General features: G+C 56.8%; 14 protein-coding genes and 2 pseudogenes. 5 read left to right on the top strand and 11 right to left on the bottom strand.

Annotated elements, in window-relative coordinates:
* Positions 1–343: 343 nt before the first annotated feature.
* From EHV15_RS13455 to EHV15_RS13420, 8 genes are all read right to left on the bottom strand, one after another.
* Positions 344–1,681, bottom strand: coding sequence for an SGNH/GDSL hydrolase family protein (locus tag EHV15_RS13455; protein ID WP_246061537.1), 1,338 nt, complete (start codon positions 1,679–1,681; stop codon positions 344–346).
* 628 nt (positions 1,682–2,309) lie between these two features.
* Positions 2,310–2,558, bottom strand: a complete 249-nt coding sequence (locus EHV15_RS13450; RefSeq protein WP_036626156.1) for a hypothetical protein — start codon at positions 2,556–2,558, stop codon at positions 2,310–2,312.
* A gap of 187 nt (positions 2,559–2,745) precedes the next feature.
* A complete protein-coding gene (locus EHV15_RS13445; protein ID WP_128631657.1) occupies positions 2,746–3,615 on the bottom strand; it encodes an inositol monophosphatase family protein in 870 nt (289 codons plus the stop codon).
* Positions 3,616–3,823: 208 nt separating this feature from the next.
* Positions 3,824–4,594: an enoyl-ACP reductase FabI gene (gene fabI, locus EHV15_RS13440; RefSeq protein WP_128635324.1), complete on the bottom strand. Its 771-nt coding sequence runs from the start codon at positions 4,592–4,594 to the stop codon at positions 3,824–3,826.
* A 90-nt stretch (positions 4,595–4,684) separates the two neighbouring features.
* Positions 4,685–5,686: a UV DNA damage repair endonuclease UvsE gene (uvsE, locus tag EHV15_RS13435; protein WP_128631656.1), complete on the bottom strand. Its 1,002-nt coding sequence runs from the start codon at positions 5,684–5,686 to the stop codon at positions 4,685–4,687.
* Entirely contained in the window at positions 5,683–6,006 is a 324-nt protein-coding gene (locus EHV15_RS13430) for a hypothetical protein (RefSeq protein WP_128631655.1), read from the bottom strand. The genes uvsE and EHV15_RS13430 overlap by 4 nt, the downstream gene beginning before the upstream one ends.
* A gap of 35 nt (positions 6,007–6,041) precedes the next feature.
* Positions 6,042–7,139, bottom strand: coding sequence for a D-alanine--D-alanine ligase (locus tag EHV15_RS13425; RefSeq protein WP_128631654.1), 1,098 nt, complete (start codon positions 7,137–7,139; stop codon positions 6,042–6,044).
* A gap of 82 nt (positions 7,140–7,221) precedes the next feature.
* Complete coding sequence (locus EHV15_RS13420) at positions 7,222–8,223, bottom strand: amidase domain-containing protein (protein ID WP_128631653.1); 1,002 nt, start codon at positions 8,221–8,223, stop codon at positions 7,222–7,224.
* 222 nt (positions 8,224–8,445) lie between these two features.
* On the opposite strand from EHV15_RS13420, the gene acnA reads away from it, so the two are divergent.
* Complete coding sequence (gene acnA / locus EHV15_RS13415; protein WP_128631652.1) at positions 8,446–11,163, top strand: aconitate hydratase AcnA; 2,718 nt, start codon at positions 8,446–8,448, stop codon at positions 11,161–11,163.
* A 93-nt stretch (positions 11,164–11,256) separates the two neighbouring features.
* Here acnA and EHV15_RS38325 read toward each other — a convergent pair.
* Positions 11,257–11,445: pseudogene (locus EHV15_RS38325) on the bottom strand (GNAT family N-acetyltransferase); the annotation flags it as partial.
* A gap of 266 nt (positions 11,446–11,711) precedes the next feature.
* Here EHV15_RS38325 and EHV15_RS13405 point away from each other — a divergent pair.
* The 3 genes from EHV15_RS13405 to EHV15_RS13395 are packed head-to-tail and all read left to right on the top strand — an operon-like array spanning position 11,712 to position 14,863.
* The gene (locus tag EHV15_RS13405; RefSeq protein ID WP_128631651.1) at positions 11,712–12,107 is read left to right on the top strand and encodes a GntR family transcriptional regulator; all 396 of its coding nucleotides are present in this window, start codon (positions 11,712–11,714) and stop codon (positions 12,105–12,107) included.
* A 2-nt stretch (positions 12,108–12,109) separates the two neighbouring features.
* A complete protein-coding gene (locus EHV15_RS13400) occupies positions 12,110–13,210 on the top strand; it encodes a DUF1648 domain-containing protein (protein ID WP_128631650.1) in 1,101 nt (366 codons plus the stop codon).
* 42 nt (positions 13,211–13,252) lie between these two features.
* Entirely contained in the window at positions 13,253–14,863 is a 1,611-nt protein-coding gene (locus tag EHV15_RS13395; protein ID WP_246061535.1) for an alpha/beta hydrolase family protein, read from the top strand.
* A 115-nt stretch (positions 14,864–14,978) separates the two neighbouring features.
* Here the strand turns inward: EHV15_RS13395 and EHV15_RS38320 are convergent.
* Positions 14,979–15,188 (bottom strand): annotated as a pseudogene (locus EHV15_RS38320) (DUF5643 domain-containing protein); the annotation flags it as partial.
* A gap of 523 nt (positions 15,189–15,711) precedes the next feature.
* A complete protein-coding gene (locus EHV15_RS13390; protein WP_128631649.1) occupies positions 15,712–16,458 on the bottom strand; it encodes an IclR family transcriptional regulator in 747 nt (248 codons plus the stop codon).
* A gap of 291 nt (positions 16,459–16,749) precedes the next feature.
* Between EHV15_RS13390 and EHV15_RS13385 the strand changes: the two genes are divergently transcribed.
* A complete protein-coding gene (locus EHV15_RS13385) occupies positions 16,750–17,787 on the top strand; it encodes an alpha/beta hydrolase (protein WP_128631648.1) in 1,038 nt (345 codons plus the stop codon).
* Positions 17,788–17,814: the final 27 nt, after the last annotated feature.

Raw genomic sequence — 17,814 nt, 5'->3', positions numbered from 1 at the left:
TGGTGGTGGGGCTGGTGGTGGTGTGACTAGCAGTAGTGTGACTTGCGGCGGTGGCGACCTGCGGTGGTGCGACCTGTGGTGGGGCGAAATTCCACCAAATGCAAAAGTGCATGCGATATTCGTCGAAATTCCTCGAATCGGATGGTTCAAATGCAAATGTGCAGTTCATTTCCGGTCGTAAGACACTTTTTTATCCAATAGCCCCAAATGAGATGCACTTTTGCATTTCAATCGCTCTAAAGCAGAAATCTGCGGAAATTCAAATGTACTTTTGCAGTTCATCCAAACCTGAAAAACGCCGAAGCTCCTTTGCCCCGGCGTTCCGTCTTGCTGACACATGTTATTATTCGTTCACGAATACCGTTTTCATTTTGGCGCTATACTGTACGTCCAGCCCCAAATCTTGCGCCAGTACGGTGAGTGGCACATAGGTCTTGTGCTCCCCGCCGGTGGTTTGCAAAAAAGCAGGCGACGCCGTCGTCGCCGGAGTCCCGTTTACCGTAATTTGCCCGGAACCGATCGGGATGACAGCCGTCCGGCTTCCGTAGACGACGCTGGCGGTTTGCGTCCGGGAATCCCATTTGCTCTGCGCTCCAATCGCCTCGGTAATGTCCTTGATCGCCACAAACGTCCGGCCATTTTTAAGCACCGGCGGATACGGCGTTTTCAGTTCCTTCCCTTTAACGACGACGGAAAATGGCGCCACGCCGGTTTTCGCCCCCGTTTCCCGGTAGCTTCCCCAAACGGCCTGCGCGAACACCTTGGCGATTTCCTCGTATCCCGCCTGATTCGGATGGATGTCGGATTCCGTGAAAATATGCGTCAATGACAACTCGCGGCCCGCGAACGCCGCAGCCACATGCGCGGTTTGAACAGGCTTCGTGCCGGCCGCAAACTCGGCGGCGATTCCGTCAACGATCGCGGTAAATTTCCCCGCCATGGCCGTAAGCTCGGCGTAGGCGTCAGCGCCGGCCAAGGGCGGAATCGGCTGGTACTGATCGGCGAGCACGATTTGCGCCGACGGATTAAGCTCCGTTAGGATGCCAAGCACCTCGCGGACATTTTCCCCATAGGCGTTCAGCACCCCGTCCGCCCCGGCGCGAAGCTCGTCCAACGTGACGTGCTGCACGTCCGGCAGCAGCCTAAGCAGATCGTTCCCGCCGATCGTAATCGTGATCAGATCCGCCTGCTCCAGCTGGCGTTTGGCCGCAGCCGTCCCCGCTGCCAACGCCGCCATCCGCGGATCCGCCAGCTTGGGCTGGATCGCGTCGGCCGCGACCGGCTCGCCTGCCCGGATCGCCGCTACATAGTTTTTGAGGCCTTCGCTGGTCAAACCAAGAATGCCGTAATTGACCGCTCGGGTCCGGCCATGGAACAGACCTTGCTCCCTGAGCCGTTCAACGAAACCGTACGGGACGCTGCTTGCGTTCACCCCCGGTTCGTACCCGGCGGTAATGGAATCGCCGAGCGCGACGATCAAGTAATCACCGTCCTGAACATGTGACTGCATTTGCACCTGCGTCTGCTCCTGCACTTGTGGATGCATCGGCTCCTGTATTTGTGTATGCGTCTGCTCTTGCACCTGTGCCACTTCCCCCTCTAGCGGCCGAGCCTGCATACGCCCCTGTTCCGCCTCGGCCATCGCGGCGCCGCCGCTGGTCAACAATAAAATAAGCGCCATAGCTCCCGTCGGCAATAATCGTTTCCAAAGTACTCTCCCAAGTCCATTCCCAATTCGAATTTGCACCAATCCCACTCCACCCCTTGTCCCGCCGTTTTGAAAAAATTAGTCTCGCCCGAAAACGTAACGGACCGTAATGACGTTATTCGCTCATTTCCCGGGTATTTTCCACGTAACGGACCGAGCGGACGCTATCGGGCTACAAATGTGGTCGATTGGGCTGATATGAGCCAAATAAGGTCTGCTCGGTCCGTTACAATTATTTCTTCCCTGTTTTTGAACAAATAACGCCTCTCAGGTCCCTTAGAATCTCCGCCGAACCTTCAACTTGTGTAATCCTTCTTGCGCAACTTAAACTTACTTTATCCGGGATTGATCATTACAAAAAAGCCCGGGACATTTGCCGCCCCAGGCTAAAGTTGCCTTTTGTGCCGACAGCTTCCCGCTTGCCGACCGTTTACCGCTTGCCGACCGTTTACCGCTTTCCGGCAGTTTAGAGAGCCCGACCATCGCTCGTATTTTTGCTCTCGCGCACTCATCTTCTCCCCGACGCCTTGCACAATGCCATGCACAGCAGGCTCTTAACGCATGCAGCCGCCCTTCCATCAGCCGGGCAGAGCCGGCCGGGTTATTCCTTCTTTCCGTCGGCACGCTTGGCTTTTTTCAAATATTCGTCGTACCTCCCATCGAGCTCCTTGCCCATTTTCCGGTAGGCCAACGTTTCCTCTACAATCGGATCCAGCGTCGTCTGGACCCGGATCTCGTATCTCGGAGACAAGCGTCTCCGCTCTTCCTTTCGGCGCTCCTCTTCACTGCCGTATTCCCCTTCCGTCAGCATCTCGCTGAGCTCACGTTCCAACTCTTTATGATCGCTCATCCCTGGACACCCCTTCCGGTTAAATTGGCTTTATCGGTTGCCGCTACGGCCACTGATCACCAGTGCTGTTGTTCACTAGTGGTGTTGTTCACCGGTACCACTGCTCCCAGCGCTACTATCTCAGCACTACTGCTCCCGGCACTACTGCTCGCCACCCTGGCAAATCGGCCGAATGAGCCGGTAAGCTTTACATCCCCGTGGCGTCCGCGCTCTTCAAAACCCCCAGCAGTTCGTTGTGGATTTTGCCGTTGCTGGCTGCCAGGTGACGTACGCCGATGTCATAAGGGTTGCCTACGGTATCGGTGACTATTCCTCCCGATTCCGCAACGATCAGCGCCCCCGCGGCGACATCCCAGGCATTCAGCCCTACTTCATAATATCCGCTCAGCCGTCCGGCCGCGACATAGGCCAGATGCAGGGCGGCCGAGCCGGCGGCGCGCAGGCTGCGAACCTCGCCGGACAAGGCGTTCAAGCCGCGCATATTTGTCGGCAGCGCGAACTCCCGGTCGGGGTTGAAGCCAACCGCCACCACGCTGTCCGAAAGCGCCGACTCCGCCGAGACCTTGCATTTTTGACCATGCATATAAGCGCCCTTGCCTTTTTCCGCCAAAAACAATTCGTCGCGCATCGGGTCGTAAATGACGCCGACGGTAACTTCCCCGCGATACGCAAGCGCGATCGATACGCAAAAAAACGGAAACCCGTGCACAAAATTGGTCGTGCCGTCGATCGGATCGACGATCCACAAATATTCCGCTTCGCTTGCCGCGGCGAGCGCGGCCGCCGAAGCCGCCGCCCCGGGAGCGACTCCTTCTTCGCCGAGAATGCTGTGATCCGGGAAGTGCGTCAAAATCAGTTTGCGGATCATCGCTTCGGCGCCCTTGTCCACATCCGTCACCAAATCGCGCGAAGAAAGCTTCGTGCCAAGCTCGCCGTAACCGCCAAGCTTGCTCTTAATCCATTCTCCTGCCTTGGATGCGCAGTTGATCGCCACGGCCGTCGGGCTTTTACTGCCCACCACATATGGTACTTTCGGATTTGATTCCAATGGTTTCACTCTACCTTCATCGTAAACTTGTAATGCTTTACCAGTAAATCTATACGTCCCGCAAAGCGCAAAGTTGCGTCCTTTTCCCTTTTCATACCGTTTCGCGTCAGGTAATCAGGGCATGCCCGGACCGCCCATATGCAAAAAGTTCGCATCCGGAGCGGACCTCTTCAAGGCCCCGCCGGAAACGAACTTCTTCTTCATGAAATGCGGCGGATTAAGCGCCGACGATATTGTAACCGCCATCCACGAAAATAACTTCCCCGGTAATGCCCCGGGAGAGATGGCTGAGCAGGAACATCGCCGTATCGCCCACTTCCGCAGTTTCGGTCGTTTTGCGCAGCGGAGCCTTTTCCTCCACCTGCTTCAGGATGGAGTTGAAGTCGCTGATGCCCTTCGCCGCCAAAGTGCGGATCGGACCGGCGGAAATCGCGTTGACGCGGATGTTTTTCGGGCCGAGATCGTTCGCCAGATAACGCACCGAAGCTTCCAGCCCGGCTTTGGCCACGCCCATCACGTTGTAGTTGCGCATCACGCGCTCCGAACCCATGTACGTCATCGTCATGATGCTGCCGCCTTCGGTCATGAGCTTGGACAACCGCTGCGACACCGCTACCAGCGAATACACGCTGATGTCGTTCGCCAAGGCAAAACCTTCGCGGGAGGTGTCCATAAATTCACCGGCCAAATCTTCGGCTTTGGCAAACGCGATGCTGTGCACGAGGCCGTGCAGCACACCGAACTCGCTGCGCAGCGTTTCCGCCAGCGTGTCGATCTCCGCGTCCACCGTCACGTTGCACGGCAGAACCAGCGAATTCGGAATCGTCTCGGCCAGCTTGCGCACGCGGCCTTCCACGCGTTCGCTCTCGTATGTAAACGCCAGGCGCGCGCCCTGCTCCGCAAGGCTTTGGGCGATCGCCCAAGCGATGCTGCGCTCGTTGGCAACCCCCATCACGATAATATTTTTACCTGCCAATAAATCACCCATCATGATCCTCCTCAATAAAGACACTTCATTTTGTACAACTTACCTTATTTGCCGGCTTTTTTCAAGGGATGCGCCGGAGCTTGTCCCATCTTAAGGCCGAATCCGCACGGTAGCCCCGTCCAGCACCTCCACGCCTTCTCCGCTGTATTCTTTAAGCTCCTCCATCAGCGCGAACAAGGCGCCGTCCTTCAGCTTTGCTTCCAGCATGACGTCCACCCGCCCCGTATGCGGCGCGATGCTGCGCAGAAAATCAAGCAGCGGCCCGGCGGCTACATGGTCGGCATGCCCGCGGGGGTCGCCGGCACTTTTCGGGCTGGACGCGTGAATCTTCGGCGGCAGCGGGTCGTCCGCCGGAGAATCCGCCTGGGCGTACGGCGCAGACCACGTCGCCATTACCCTCGGCCACAGCTCGGCCGGGGTCTCGCCGGCGTTGTTCACCCATTGGTGATGGATATCAAGCACCATCGGGACCCCAAGCGCTTCGCACAGCTCCAGCGTCTCGGGGGCATTAAACGTCTTGTCGTCGTTTTCCAACGTCAGCCGCCGTTTGATGCGGTCCGGCAGCGCCGCGACGTTGGCCTGGAAGCGTTCGGCCGCCGCCGGCTTATCCCCGTAAGCTCCGCCCACGTGGATGTTGTTTTTGGCCCGCGCGTTCAGCCCCATCGCTTCAAACATAGCGACATGGTATTCCAGATCGCGGATGGAGGATTCAAGCACTTCGGGCCGCGGCGTGCTAAACACCGTAAAATGATCGGGATGAAAAGACACCCGAAGCCCCTGTTCCTTCACGTAGTTCCCCACGGCGGCAAACGGTTCCCGCAGCGCTTCGTAAGGATTCCAGTCCGACAGCGATTCATGCGTTGCCAACGGAATCAGCTTCGAGGAGAAGCGGTAGACCCGGATGCCGCTCGCTACGTTATGCCGCAGAAGCCGCAGCGTATTGTGCAGATTTTCCGCGGCGATCCGCTCGAGGCGCCGGATGGCGGCGTCCCGGTCGGCCAGGCTTTGGAACGTTTTGAACGTCATCGTTTTCGACGGCGAAGCGCCCTGGATGACGGTCGACATGGCCACGTAGCCAAAGCGCACGATCATGAAGCGGACGCTTCTCCAAAAAACATCTCGTAAGCCAGAGCCGTCTGTACCTTGGACTCCTCTTCCGTCAGCTGGCGTACCAGCTCCAGCTCCACCGATGTAACTTCCTCTCCATTGAAGTTGATTTCGGCGACGCAGGCTGTGATTTTGACGATAGCCACCGCCTTGTTGCCGGGCGTATAGGCGATCACCTTTTGCCCGGTAGGAAACACCCGCAGCCCCTGCTTCAGCATTTTGCCGCGGCCGTATTCCAACAGCTCATACAGCTCCTGTTCCTTCTTGAATTTGCAGACGGAGTTGAATTCCGTTTGAAAACCCATTGGCCCACTTCCTTTCCTAATTGGTTTGGTTAGGGTTAAAGCACGCCGCTCTCAAACTCCAGGTTTTGGCGGGCTTCGTAGCGCTCAAGCGCCAGCCCGATCAGACGGTCAAGCAGCGCCTCGTAGGACAGCCCCGTCTCCCGCCAAAGCAGCGGATACATGCTGAACGGGGTAAAACCTGGCATCGTGTTGACTTCGTTGATCCATACCGCCTGATCCGCTTTCCGCACAAAAAAATCGGCCCGGCAAAGCCCGCTCCCCGAAATCGCTTTGAAGGCCTTGACGGCGAGGTCCCGAATCCGATCGGCCAGATCGGGATCCAGCGGCGCCGGAATAAGCATCTGCGATTTACCGTCCAAATATTTGGCCTGGTAATCGTAATATTCTCCGGATGAGACGATTTCCCCCGGCACGGAAGGCAAAGGCTCGTCATTGCCGAGCACCCCAACCTCTACCTCGCGGGCGTCGACGAACTCCTCGACGATCACCTTCACGTCATAACGAAGCGCGAGCGCGATCGAATTCAGCAACTCGTCCCGCGTTCGCGCTTTGGAAATACCCACGCTGGAGCCCAGATTGGCGGGCTTTACGAAGCAAGGATAACCGAGCTTATCTTCGATTCCTTGAACCAGCGTATGGCCGGCGCGCTCCCACTCCGAGGCGGTGAAGAAGCAATACTTGCACTGCTCAAGGCCAGCTTCGGCGAACAGCTTCTTCATGATCACCTTATCCATCCCCGCGGCCGAAGCGAGCACACCGGCCCCCACATAGGGCAGGTCGGCCATTTCAAACAATCCCTGAATCGTCCCGTCCTCGCCGTTCGTCCCATGCAGCAGCGGAAACGCCACGTCGATGGCCGATTCGCCGGTCGAGAGCTTTCCGAACAGCAGGCTCATCGCCGCCGGCGTATCGCCCGCGCCGCTTTCCAGCTTCAGCTCCTCCAGCGCCGAAAACGGAGCCGACAGCTTGCTCCCGACGCTCCATTTTCCCTGCTTGTTAATATAAAAAGGAAGCAACTCGTATTTATCATAATTAAACGCCTGCGAAACGGCGAAGGCCGTCTGCAGCGAAACTTCGTGCTCTCCCGATTTGCCCCCGTAGATAAGCCCTACGGTCAATTTGTTCTGTCCCATGGGTAAACCTCTTTTCTTTTGTTATACATAGCTGCCAGTCAAAGGTTGGGTGCTGAAAAGCCGACTTTTTGAACCCGAACTTTCAAAACCGGTCCGCGATATGAAAAAAACGATACACCGTATTTTCGGTCCAGGCGTAGGAATCCCGGTAGTCCCAATAGCGGTGTTTGCTCGGCGTCGTATGGGCGTTGACCAGCGGCATCCCGCCGGCGTCAAAGGCGGTGACGATCGTGCTGTGCTGGAACCTGCCGTTGCCGTCCCAGTCGTAGATGATCACATCCCCCAGCTCCAGTTGCTCCGGACGTTCGCGGATTTCCGCGCGCAGCCCAGTGTCGCTGCGGGCGAGATGACCTTCCAGCGCATGCGCCACGGACCAGCTGTAGCTCCAGCCTTCCCGTCCACCGACGTAGCCTTTGTACCACCAGCCCGATTCTCTTTTTCCAGTATAGTTTATTGGGGCTCCGCCTGCAAAGAGGCATTGCGAGATATAATTGGTGCAGTCGACTTCAAAGGCGGCGAATTCCGGGTTGAACCCGTCCCACCACCGGTCGGCGTACAACGCCGCTTCTTCGCGCCGGTAAGCAATCCCCCTTGGCGGGGTCCCCCCAAGCAGCTCGCGGTTTAAAAAAGGCCGCGGCGCCGCCTGCCTGCGGCCGTCCCCAGCTTCGTCCGGCGCTGGCAAAGGCATCGACGGACGGCGCTCCGGCACGGGCAGCTCCACGCGCGAGACGATCCAGCCGGCCCCGTCGCGCTGCAGCGTCAGCCGCTGCTTCTCGATCCGCTCCTCCTGATGCCGGGCCCCGCCTTTTTCGTAATATATCTTTTTCAGCAGCTGCAGATCGACTTCGATCTCGCCTTCCCGTTTTTCGATTTCCCGCACCAGCTTGGCCCGCGTTTCACAGCGCAGCGGCGCCGCTCCCCGGCTGCGATACCACATGTCCAGCTTCCGTTTGCGCTCCCCGACCCGCAGCAGGTAATCCAGATCGGTCACGACCGTCTCTCTGCTTGGCGTCCGGTAATCCACTTCATCCTGGTTTTGTTCGTTCACATAAATGGACAACGTTTTTCTCCATTCCTCCGCCACTGTTCACGCCTCCTTTTCCATTAGTTCCAAGTATATGAACGCCCGTACGGGAGTATGTTCCCTCAAGACAGCCGTGAAAGCCCATTCAACCGCGTCATCTCGGCAAAATCCGGCGGGGCCGGCCGCAAAAAGTTCTTTACTCTCCGGGTCAGGGACGGTATACTTAATGAAGCGGTTATTTTTGAAATTTAGTTTCACCTAATGAAACAAGGAGGTACATTTATGTCAGCTAACGATTTCAACTCCGCAGCCCGCACGCTTGAAGTCGGCGGCAAAAGCTACCGTTACTTCAACCTGCAGTCCTTGGAAGAACAGGGACTCGGCAAAATTTCCAAACTGCCGTTTTCCATTAAAGTGTTGCTTGAAGCGGCTGTCCGCCAGTTCGACGGCAGAGCCATTACCCAGGAGCATGTGAAGCAAATCGCCGGTTGGAGCGAGGGCCGCGATGAGACCAAAGAGATTCCTTTTATCCCCGCTCGCATCGTTTTGCAGGACTTTACCGGCGTTCCGGTCGTCGTCGACCTGGCCGCCATGCGCGACACCGTGAAGAAAGCCGGCGGCGATCCGAAACGGATCAACCCGCTTGTGCCGGTTGATCTCGTTATCGACCACTCCGTCATGGTCGACGCCTTCGGTTCGCCGGAAGCGCTCGAATACAACATGAAGGTTGAATTCGAACGCAACGAGGAGCGCTACCGTTTCCTGCGCTGGGCGCAGACGGCGTTCGATAACTTCCGCGCCGTGCCGCCGGCCACGGGGATCGTGCACCAGGTCAACCTGGAGTATCTGGCATCCGTAGCGGCAACCAAAACGGTGAACGGCGAAACGTTCGTTTTCCCGGATTCCCTCGTCGGCACGGACTCCCATACGACGATGATCAACGGCCTTGGCGTCGTCGGCTGGGGCGTCGGCGGGATCGAAGCGGAAGCCGGCATGCTCGGCCAGCCGCTGTATTTTGTGGCGCCGGAAGTCATCGGCTTTAAACTGACCGGCAGCCTGGCCGAAGGTGCAACGGCGACCGACCTCGCGCTGACCGTCACGCAAATGCTGCGCAAAAAAGGCGTCGTCGGCAAATTCGTCGAGTTCTATGGCCCGGGCCTGTCGAACATCAGTCTGGCCGACCGTGCTACCGTGGCGAACATGGCTCCGGAATACGGCGCGACGATCGGCTACTTCCCGGTCGACCAGGAGACGCTGTCCTACATGCGCAGCACCGGACGCTCCGAGGAGCAAATCGCGCTCGTTGAAGCGTATTACAAAGCGCAAGGCATGTACCGGACGGACGATACGGAAGATCCGGTGTTCTCTGATCTGATCGAGCTTGACCTCGGCACGGTCGTACCGAGCTTGGCCGGACCGAAACGTCCGCAGGACCGCATCGAATTGACGGCGATGAAGGAGAGCTTTGACAGCATCATCCGCACGCCGATCGAAAAAGGCGGATACGGCCTCAGCGATGAAAAAATCGCGCAATCGGTGGCGGTGAAGCATCCGGACGGTTCCACCAGCGAGCTGAAAACCGGCGCGGTTGTGATCGCGGCGATTACGAGCTGCACGAACACGTCCAACCCAAGCGTCATGGTCGGCGCCGGCCTGCTGGCGAAAAAAGCAGTCGAACGCGGCCTGAAAAAGCCGGGCTACGTGAAGAGCAGCTTGACGCCGGGCTCCCTCGTCGTAACCGAGTACCTGCAAAAAGCCGGCCTGATCGAGCCGCTCGAAGCGCTGGGCTTCCACGTCGCCGGTTACGGCTGCGCGACCTGCATCGGGAACTCCGGGCCGCTGCCGGAGGAAGTCAGCGCGGCGATTGCCGATAACGACATGACCGTCGCCGCGGTACTGTCCGGCAACCGGAACTTCGAAGGCCGCGTGCACGCGCAGGTTAAAGCCAACTACCTGGCTTCCCCGCCGCTGGTCGTCGCTTACGCTTTGGCCGGCACGGTTAATATCGACTTGCAAAACGACCCGATCGGCTACGACGGAAACAACCAGCCGGTATATCTGAAGGATATCTGGCCGTCTTCGGCGGAAATCAAGGAAGCGATCGCCGCATCCCTGAGCCCGGATATGTTCCGCCGCAAATACGAGCATGTATTTACGCAAAACGAGCGCTGGAACGCGATTCCGGTGCCGCAAGGCGAACTGTACGAATGGGATGAAAAATCGACGTACATCCAGAACCCGCCGTTCTTCGAGAAGATCGGCGACGGGCTGTCCGATATCGCCGACATCCGCGGCGCGCGTGTGCTTGCCCTGCTCGGCGACTCCGTGACGACCGACCATATTTCCCCGGCCGGCAACATTTCGCCAAGCAGCCCGGCGGGCAGCTATTTGAGCGAACGCGGCGTCGAGCGCAAGGATTTCAACTCCTACGGCTCCCGCCGCGGCAACCACGAGGTGATGATGCGCGGTACGTTCGCCAACATCCGCATCCGCAACCAGGTGGCACCGGGTACGGAAGGCGGCGTAACGAAATATTTGCCGGAGGATGAAGTGATGTCGATCTACGACGCCTCGATGAAATACCAGGCGAACGGCCAGAACCTCGTTGTCATCGCCGGCAAAGAGTACGGCACCGGCAGCTCCCGCGACTGGGCGGCCAAAGGTACGTATCTGCTGGGCGTCAAAACCGTCATCGCCGAAAGCTTCGAGCGGATTCACCGCAGCAACCTGGTCGGTATGGGCGTCCTCCCGCTCCAGTTCAAGGAAGGCACGAGCTGGAAAACGCTGGGCATCGACGGTACGGAAACGTTCGATATCGCCGGCCTCAGCAATGACGTGAAGCCAGGCCAGGAGTTGATCGTAACGGCAACCCGCCAGGACGGCAGCACGTTCCAGTTCCCGGCGATCGCCCGCCTCGACAGCATGGTCGACGTCGATTACTACCATAACGGCGGCATTCTGCAAACCGTGCTGCGGCAGATGATTGCGGCAGGCGTGTAATTTTGCGGATATCTCCGAGATAAAAGTTTGAATGAAATAGCGCGAGTGCGAAGGGATGAACGCCCCTTTGCAACTCGCGCTTTTGTTTTTAGCCTATATATCGTTTAAGCTGCTCACGTAGTAATGGAACTCCGTCGTAATTGCGATTCCGACTTTTTGATACAGGCTTAACGCGTTTTGATTTTGCGTGACCACGCTCAGGCGGATCCGGGACGGCTTTTCAGCAAGAAGCAGCCGCACGGTTTGCGAAAGAAATTCCCGCCCGAAACCTTTTCCCTGGCAGGCAGGAAGGACGTTTGTGCGTCATCTCGCGATACCCCTCATTTACGGAAGGAACCACACGGTTAATGGACAAGCAGGCGTTATCCTCCCCGATAAATTTGTCCGCTGTCTGCAAGTTGCCATAACTACCGCCTCCACTTCATGCTAATTATGATCATCATACCTTTTACCGGCCATAATGGGAATAAAAAGACTGGCTCTTTCAATTTTAAGTTCCATGTGTTATATTATAACTATAACAGTTGTAACAAAGGAGGTGCCTACCCTTGATCATAAAGCTGGATTTGCAGTCGGAGGTTCCCATTTACACGCAGCTGGTGAACCAAATTATCGAAGGGATCGCCAGCGGCAAGCTGCAGCCCGGCGAACCGCTTCCCTCGGTACGCAGTCTGGCCTCCGATATCGGCATCAACCTGCATACGGTCAACAAGGCCTATACCCTGCTCAAGCAGGAAGGTTACATTCAAGTCCACCGCCAAAAAGGCGTCGTCGTTGATCCGGCCGGCATGCCGCCGGTTACCGCGGAGTTCCTGGAGAAGCAGGAGCGGGAAATGCGGCCGATTGTGGCGGAAGCCATTTGCCGGGGCATGAGCAAGGAAGAGCTTCTGCAGATGGTGGAACGCATTCACCACGAAATTACCCAGTCCGAAAGGAGCGAATAAAGATGCAATGGATGTCCGCTTTAATGCTGATTTTGATGTTTGTGCCGCTTTTGGCTTCACTTGCTTTTATGCCCTACTTGACGAGGGAAACGGTCAGTTTCGGGGTGTCCGTCAGCGAAGAGCAATATCGCAGCGAACCGCTGCGCCGGATGCGCAAGCAATATGCCGTCCTCAGCTGCGCGATCTATACGGCCTTGCTTCTGTTTTGTACCGCCGGGATGCTAAGCGTGGAAGGGAACGGGCAAGGCGGGGTATTCGCCATATTTGTCACGGTTACGATCGTCGTTTCGATTCTGCTGAATATAAGCTTTTATTTCCGGATGAAAAAAATCCGTCCGACGCTTCCTTCCGTCCAGCCGCAAAAAGTTCTGTTGGCGGTGGACACCGGCTTTCACCGGCAGAAGCTGACCTTTTCCGGCAGATGGTTTCTGATTCATGTCCTGATCATCGCCGGAAGCGCCGCGATCATGCTCATGAACTACGAGGCCATTCCCGACCCGGTCGCCATGAAGTTCGATTTCGCGGGCAATGTCGTCAGCAGCGCGGCAAAATCGTACCGCGTCGTCCTGTTTCCTAGCGTCATGCAGGCGATCATGACCTTGTTGTTCTGGTTGGTTAACTGGAGCATTCAAAAAAGCAAGCAGCAAATCCACGCCGGCAATCCCGAGCAATCGGTCCGGCAAAATGCGGCCTTTCGGCGCAGATGGTCGCTGTTTACAATTTTGTCGTCATTGGCGCTCGTATTCATGTTTTCGTTTATACAGGTTAATATGATTTATCCGCTTGACACAAACATCGTTACGCTCGTCAGCCTGATTGTTCCGGTTTTTATCGTGTTGTTTGCGATGGTGCTGTCCTTTGCAACGGGCCAAGGCGGAAGCCGGCTGGGAAGATCGGCCGAAGCTTCGGCGGCGGCGCCGCTGAACGATGACCGCTATTGGAAGCTCGGAGCGTTTTATTTCAACCCGCAGGACCCTTCCATTTTTGTGGAAAAACGATCCGGTATCGGCTGGACGCTCAACTTCGCGAACCCGGTCGGCTGGTTTGTGCTTGCCGGCATCGCCGCCCTGATCATCGGTTCCAGCCTGTTTTTCAGGGGCTGAGGCTGCTGTAATAATTTCATGGTTAACCATAAGGAGGAAAAGATGATGAACAAGCAATCCAAAAAGGTAAAACACACCGTTGCCGTTACCCTGGCTTTAAGCCTCGCCGTGCCCGCAGCATCCGCGTTGGCCGCCGAGCAAAGCAGCGCGGCGCTTGAGCCGGTAAGGGAAACCGCCACAAAGCTTGGCGCCGAGGTATCGTGGGAACAAAGCACCCGCACGATTACCGTAACAAAAGGCAGCCATGTCCTGAAGCTTGAGGCCGGCTCGGACCGGGCGCTTCTGGATGGCGAAACCGTCGCCCTTAACCAGCCGGTCCGCCTCTCCGGCGGCCGGACGCTGGCCGACACCGGTTTGATCGCCAAAGCGTTCGCCGGCGATAACGGGCAAACGGAGGATACGGCCGGCTTGTTCCTTAAGGCTTTGCAAGCCGGAGACGGGGCCAAGGCCGCCGAATACGTAAGCGAAGCATCCGCCTATGCGCTGCCGGCCTCCATGCTGGACCGGCTGTGGAGCAACTCCGAGGCCATGTTCGGCAAAACAGCGGGCGAGCCTTCCAAAAGCGAAAGCTTGAACACGGTGCACCGGAATGTGACGTATTCCTTCCAAAGCACCATCATCCCGTTTCAGCTTACGCTGCGTCTGGATCAGAACGGGAAGGTCGATGATTTATACATTGCCGCGGCCTCCGCTTCCGCTTATCAAAAGCCGGCTTACGACAACCCCGCAGCTTATAGCGAACGGGAAGTTACCATCGGAAGCGGCGCGATGGCGCTCCCCGGCACCTTAACCGTGCCTGCGGGTGACGGCCCCTTCCCGGCCGTCGTGCTCGTCCACGGCTCCGGCCCGCACGACCGCGACGCTTCGATCCTGGGGTCCAAGCCGTTCCGCGATCTGGCCGCCGGTCTCGCCGCGCAAGGCATCGCCGTACTGCGCTACGACAAGGTGACCTACGAGCATTCCTTCAAGGCGGCGGCCGATCCGAAATTTACGCTGAAGCAGGAAAGCGTTGACGATGCTTTGGAAGCGGTGAAACTGTTGCAAAATACATCCGGTATCGATGACTCCCGCATTTTCGTCGCCGGCCACAGCCAGGGCGGCTTTGCAATGCCGCTGATTGCCGCGGGCGCCCCGGACGGGGCCATCGCCGGAACGATTCTCTTATCCGCCCCAAGCGGCAAATTCGCCGACGTGCTGTCCGAGCAGCAGGCCGAGCTGGTCCGCCGCGTCAAGCAGCTAGGGCTTGACTCGACGCTATACGAGCAGCAAGCTGCGATGTATACGTCGATCGCCGATATGGTCAACGACCCTGAATATACGGTCGACCATATGCCGGAGGAATTTCCGCTGCAGCCTGCCTATTGGTGGTTCGAGCAGAAAAATTACGTGCCGGCCGAACTCGCCAAAACACAAACCGGGCCGATGCTTGTTTTGCAGGGCGAAAACGACTGGCAGGTGACGATGAAGCAATTCGAGGGCTGGGAAACGGCGCTGAAAGACCGTGGAAATATCGAGTTCAAGTCTTACCCGAAGGTGAACCATCTGCTCGCCGAATATGACGGCCTGTCCACCGGGACCGAATACGGCAAGCCTTCCAATGTGTCCAAGGCCATCATCGACGATATTGCGAATTGGATTCATAGCGTAAAATAACGCAAATAAGAAGAGGCCGCCCCAAACAGTTAAACTTACTGTCGGGACGGCCTTTTCCGCGTATTACCTATGATTCGGGCTTACCGGGCTGCGTTCTTGGCGTCGATCGAAACCTTCATTTGCAGCTTTTTAATGTATTCCTTTTTCCACCCCTTGTCCGTTTTCTTTGCTTATACACATACGGTTTTAAGGTTACCGATTTCGGCGTTGTTTGAAACGGCTCAAATACTAGTTTGGTGTAATGGTTTCCCGAATCGTCGGTACTTCCACTACCGCTGGCCAGCTTGGCCGACTCGCCTTTTTCGTTCACCAGATCGTATTCCGGATGTGGGCGCTGCTGCTGCTCTAACGGACTCCAGCGACCTTATCCGCCTATTTCCCGGGTATTTCCCAGCCTAACGGACTCACATGACGTTATTTGGCTCTAAACCAGTACATCCAGGCCGATTTGAGGTAAATAAGGTCTCCTGTGTCCGTTACATTCTGCAAACCTCCGTTTTTCCGCAGATAACGGCTCTGGTGTCCTTTAGCCTCCGAAACTCTCTTCTCCCCCCTCTTTACCTGAGTCTTCGGCCTCCCCCCAGCCTGAGCGGTAAATCCAGGCGACGGTCTACTCATGTGCATAATATGTACGAACTATAGAATCGGGTTTTGACTGGTGAACATCGATAACTGCAATTTAATTGTAAATCGTGCAGCTAAAACAGATCCAGCCGGAATTTCCCCCTGTTTCGGCAGCTTTAATTGTACCTTTTGCAATTATTTCCCGTTCGACCGCAAATCCCGCCCATTTAAATGTACTTTTTGCACTTACTATTCTCATCACGAAATGGACTGCCCAAAAGGGACTAGGCCTGCATCATCATCCCCATCTCCCGGGCCGCTTCGATCAGCACCGGCCCGTAATCCTCCAGCCGCTCCGGCGTCAGACGGCTGACCGGCCCAGACACGGACAAGGCGGCAGCGATTTGGCCGGACCGGTCAAAGATCGGCGCGGCGACGGCGGAAACCCCCGGCTCCCGCTCCTCGTAGCTGGTGGCGTAACCGCGCTCGCGGACCTGCTGCAGTTGGGACACATAAGCCGCCGGGTCCAACCCTGCCGGCCAGTCGGGGCTGTCCAGCACCGCCCGCATCACCGGCTCGTCCGAATAGGCGACAAGCACCTTGCTGGACGCCCCGACGTACAGCGGCAGCCGCGCCCCGACCTGGGCCACCCGCCGGATCGCCTGATTGCTCTGCACGGCCTGGATGCGCAGCCGGTCGTTGCCGTCGCGCAAATAGAGGCTGACCGTTTCCCCCAACCGGTCGCGCAGCCGCTCCATCAGCGGCAGCAGCAGAACGGCCGGATCGTCGTTATGGGACAAATGCGCCGACAGCTCCCATATTTTCAGGCCCAGGCGGTATTTTTCCGTCGCCGGGTCACGCACGACAAATCCACGCTCTTCAAGCGTGGTCATCAGACGGTGCACCGTGCTTTTATGTAAACCGATTTCGCCGGCAATCTCCGTTAACCCCAAATCGCTTCCTTTCGTAAAACACATCAATATATCCAGCGCCCTTTCGACGGCGCGAACCGTTAGCTTCCGGTCTTCCATCCGGCATCCACTCTCCTTAGGATGTTTCACTATATGAAACTCGGTTACATAAATTATATGAAAGACCGCGGCTTCCGTCAATGAACGATCCCGTCAATTCTCCGGTTTTTCATTGACTTTACGGCACCCCCGGCTTACGATAAATTTAAGAGTGTCGCCTTATTTCGACAATATCTTCGTGATTTGCTCGTATCGGCGATATATCTTGGACTTAGCCGTAAATTGCCACTTTTTTCGGCATATACTCTAATAAACGCAATTTTAGATTTTAAAAATACAGGAGGGAAGCCTATGAGCCACAGTGGCCGCAACGACCTTCCCTTGTCTTCGGCGTTCCCTAACAACGATTTTCCCGCAACCGCAAGCCGGCGCATCAGCATCAAGCATATTGCCGTGGCTTTGCTGTTATCCATTTTGTTTTTCCTGATTTTCTGCTTCGTTTCTCTGCACGGCTATATCGCCTGGGTGCTGTCCAATCCGACGGTCGCGCCGCTTTATTCCAATCCGAAGCTGTCCAAAAATCTGGATTACGAGAACATCGTGTTTCCTGCGGCGGACGGGAGCCGAATGATGCAAGGGTGGTATATACCCGCGGAAGATTCCGTCAAAACGATCGTATTTAGCCACGGTTACGGCGCCAATCGCGAGGAATCCTGGATTCCGATGTACGATCTGGCCGGTTTTGCCCACCGGTTGAATTTTAACGTCTTGATGTTTGACTACGGCTTCGCCGCCCAGAACAGCAAAGAGGTGGCTACCGGCGGCAAAAAAGAAGCCCAGCAATTGCTGGGCGCCATCGATTACGTCAAACAGCGCGGGGCGCAGGAAATCGTGGTCTGGGGTTTCTCGATGGGCGCCGGCACGGCGCTTCAGGCGGGACTGACGAGCGAATATATCGACGGCATGATCCTCGACAGCACGTTTTTGCTTGAGCCGGACACGATGTATCATAACATCCGGCAGCAAATCGATCTGCCGCGGCATCCGTCGCTGGAGATCATCGGCATGCTGCTGCCGGTGCTGAACGGCACTAGCCTGCGGCAAATTCCATACATGCAGGTCAAATCGGAGGACTATCCGTTCCCGACCTTGTTCATTCATGGGACGGAGGATGAGAAAGCGCCTTATCCGATCGCCGAGAAGCTGGCCGCCAATCAGACGAATCCCGATTCGGGCGTGTGGATTGTGGAAGGGGCGCATCATGAACTGATTTTTCGCGAACACCCCAAGGAATATTTGAGAAAAGTATCGCTTTTCCTCAGCCGGATCAAAACCGCCGCTTCCGGCAGCGGCAGCAATAGCGCCCTTACCGGGCCCGTATCCGAATAGCATAGGCCAAACCTCCCCGCGAATAAG

This window comes from Paenibacillus oralis (assembly GCF_003863965.1).
Lineage (GTDB): Bacteria > Bacillota > Bacilli > Paenibacillales > Paenibacillaceae > Fontibacillus > Fontibacillus oralis.
Note: the sequence above shows the minus strand (reverse complement) of the source record. Positions and strands in the feature narration are given on the sequence as shown.